Origin of the sequence: Catenulispora rubra, from assembly GCF_015356825.1 — a bacterium.
GTDB lineage: Bacteria > Actinomycetota > Actinomycetes > Streptomycetales > Catenulisporaceae > Catenulispora > Catenulispora rubra.
In genome coordinates, this window is sequence record NZ_JAACYW010000527.1 from 1 (window position 1) to 3,204 (window position 3,204).

The following is a 3,204-nucleotide window of genomic DNA, read 5'->3' on the forward strand; positions in this document are numbered from 1 at the left end:
GGATGTCGATGTGCAGGTTGGTGTTGTTGGAGGTGGTGGCTACGGCGGCGCTGGTGGCGACGTTGCTGTAGTTGTCGACGGCCAGTCGGACGCGGCCGCGGTGCCAGCCGCGGGTGGTGGAGGGTACGAGTTCTGCGCGCAGGTCGGCGAATTCTGCGACGCGCAGGATGCCTTCGATGGCGTAGGTGTTTTCGCGGTCTTCGCGTGGGGTGATTTTCACCGCGTAGGGCTGTGGTCCGGCTTGTGCCTCGGAGCTGCGCGGCGGCGTGAACGTCAGCTGTGCGGTGCCGGTGGTTCCCGGGTACAGCCGCAGCGTCTGTGGTTCGACGACGGCCCATTGTCCGGGGTCGCCGGTGGCCTGCAGGTGGTATTCCTCGACGATGTCGCCGGTGTTGCGCACGGTGATCGCCACCGTCGCCTCGCCACCCGGCTCGACGTCCGCCGTCACCGGGTTCACATCAACCCACACGATCCGCTGCTCCCTGCGTTCCTCGCCGGCGTGCGCCCGCGCCGACTGCTCGGACGGGCCTGCCCGGACACCCGGACACCTTACGGGCCGGTCAGAGGCCTTCGACCGCGGCTTGGGGATTCCCGGAGGATTCCCGGACTCAGGGGTCTACCCGCCCCGCCCGTTCGGGCAGAACCGAGTGCACCTGCGTCCGTCCCTGTGGACCTATCGAGGGGGAGCCGACATCGGTCAGTGTGGCGGCTGAACTTTTTTGCCCGAGTACGGTTTTCGACCCGAGTACGGTTTTTTGCGAGGAGACATCGACCATGCCGACATATCTGTCGCCAGGCGTCTACGTGGAAGAGGTCGCCAGCGGCTCGCGGCCGATCGAGGGCGTGGGCACCTCGGTCGCGGCCTTTGTCGGCCTCGCGCCGCGAGGGGCCCTGAACGCGCCGACGCTGGTCACCAACTGGTCCCAGTTCGTCGCCGAGTTCGGTGAGTTCACCGAGGGCTACTACCTGGCCCATTCGGTGTACGGGTTCTTCAACAACGGCGGGACGACCGCTTACGTGGTCCGCGTCGGCGGCGTCGAGGGCGGCCTGGCCGGTCCGGGCGCCGTGGACGGGGGCGACGGCCGGGCCGTCAGCTCCGGCCACCGGGGCGTCGTGACCGGCGCCGAGCGCCAGGCCCTGACCGCCGGCGAGCCGGTCGCGCTGGGCGGGTTCAAGGTCACCGCCCAGCCCGGGGCCTCCGGCCAGGTCACGGTCGAGGTCACCGACGTCCCGGCCGGCGAGGGCGGCGGCGACAAGGGCGGCGACGCCGCGGACCGCTTCCGGCTGCTCGTCAAGGTCGACGACAAGGTCGCAGAGACCTTCGACGTCTCGGCGAACAAGAAGGCCGGCCGGTCGTACGTCACCACCCAGGTGCGCGAGCGCTCCAAGCTGATCATCGTCGAGGAGGCGGGGTCCGGGACCCTGGCACGGCCGGACAACCAGAGCGTGGCGGTGCCGGCCGCGGCCGCGGGTAGCGGTGCTGCCGGCGGCGACGCGCCGTCGTCGGCCCCGGTGTCCACCGGCTCCTACATCGGCGACTCCGCCGACCGCACCGGCTTCGGCGGCCTGGAGGCCATCGACGAGATCACCATGGTCGCGGTCCCGGACCTGATGTCCGCCTACCAGCAGGGCACGATCTCCCAGGAGGAGGTCAAGGCGGTCCAGACGGCCTTGATCGGGCACTGCGAGCTGATGGGCGACCGGGTCGCGATCATCGACCCGCTGCCGAACCTCAACGCCCAGCAGGTCCGCAACTGGCGCCAGACCGGAGCCGGCTACGACTCGCACTACGCGGCGATGTACTACCCGTGGATCCGGGTCTTCGACCCGGCCGCCGGCAAGTCGATCGCGGTCCCGCCGAGCGGCCACATGGCCGGCGTCTGGGCCCGCAGCGACGCCGAGCGCGGCGTGCACAAGGCCCCGGCCAACGAGATCGTGCGCGGCGCGGTGGACCTGGAGCTGCAGATCACCAAGGGCGAGCAGGACCTGCTCAACCCGATCGGCGTGAACTGCATCCGCGCCTTCCCCGGCCGTGGCATCCGCATCTGGGGCGCCCGCACCCTGTCCTCGGACCCGGCGTGGCGCTACCTGAACGTGCGCCGCTACTTCAACTACCTGGAGGAGTCGATCCTCACCGGGACGCAGTGGGTGGTCTTCGAGCCGAACGACCAGGCGCTGTGGGCGCGCGTGCGGCGCAACATCTCGGCGTTCCTGGTCAACGAATGGCGCGGCGGCGCGCTGTTCGGCTCCCGCGCCGAGGACTCGTACTACGTCAAGTGCGACGAGGAGACCAACCCCCCGGAGTCGGTGGACGTCGGCCGGGTGATCTGCGAGATCGGCATCGCCCCGGTGAAGCCCGCCGAGTTCGTGGTGTTCCGCCTCGCGCAGATCTCCGGCGGCGGCAGCGAACTGGAGGAGTAGGCGAGCCCCGCGCGCTCCGGCCGGTCAGGAGAACTCGCATGAGGCCGGGGCGCGCGGCCTGCCTTCCCGCTCTTTGTCTTCGACCCCTTATTCACCCCGTTCACCGCGTTCACCCCGTCCACCGCGGTGAGCGCACACTTGAAGGAATCGGATCACCATGGGTTTGACGAACGGCGACTCCGCCGCCGCGCACAACTTCGCCCTCCAGATCGACGGCGTGCAGGTCGAGTACCTGGCCGAGGTCGGCGCGCTCCAGCTGGAGCAGGACGTGATCAAGCACGTGCAGAACAACCCGCAGGGCAAGCCGATCGTCCGGATGATGCCGGGCATCTCCCAGGGCGGCACCGTGTCGGTGACCCGCGGCCAGACGCAGAGCTCGTCGTTCACGAACTGGATCAACGAGTCGCTGGCCGGGAACATGGGCTCGGCGCGCAAGAACGCGACGATCATCTACATGGACTACATGAACAACCCGATCAAGCGCTACGACCTGCGCAACGCGTGGTGCTGCAAGGTCGAGACGGCCGGTACCAAGGCCGGTGAGGCGCAGGTGCTGACCGAGCAGGTCACGATCACCTTCGAAGAACTGGTCATCGCCTGATGAAGCGCTCGCTCCCGGGGGCCGCGACGGCGGCCCCGGCGGTGCCGGCGCAGGCCGGGGCGGTTTCTGGGACGGTTTCCGGTGTGGTTTCCGGGATGATGGACGAGGGTGTGGCGGCGGTCGCGGTGGCCGAGGGCGGCTCTCTGGTTGCTGCCGCGCCTGCTTCCGCCTCTGTCTCCGCC

At 69.5% G+C, this 3,204-nt stretch carries 4 protein-coding genes; 3 read left to right on the plus strand and 1 reads right to left on the minus strand.

Features of this window, described 5'->3' with window-relative positions; all coding sequences use genetic code 11:
- Window positions 1–469 (minus strand): COG1470 family protein (locus GWK61_RS53470; protein WP_438939835.1); only part of this gene is annotated, 469 nt, incomplete at its 3' end.
- 305 nt (window positions 470–774) lie between these two features.
- Between GWK61_RS53470 and GWK61_RS53475 the strand changes: the two genes are divergently transcribed.
- From GWK61_RS53475 to GWK61_RS58025, 3 genes are all read left to right on the plus strand, one after another.
- Complete coding sequence (locus tag GWK61_RS53475) at window positions 775–2,421, plus strand: phage tail sheath family protein (protein ID WP_194922087.1); 1,647 nt, start codon at window positions 775–777, stop codon at window positions 2,419–2,421.
- A 157-nt stretch (window positions 2,422–2,578) separates the two neighbouring features.
- Entirely contained in the window at window positions 2,579–3,022 is a 444-nt protein-coding gene (locus GWK61_RS53480) for a phage tail protein (protein WP_194922089.1), read from the plus strand.
- Window positions 3,022–3,204, plus strand: a 183-nt coding sequence (locus tag GWK61_RS58025) for a hypothetical protein (protein WP_228564495.1), incomplete at its 3' end; no start/stop codon positions are given. The genes GWK61_RS53480 and GWK61_RS58025, both read left to right, overlap by 1 nt.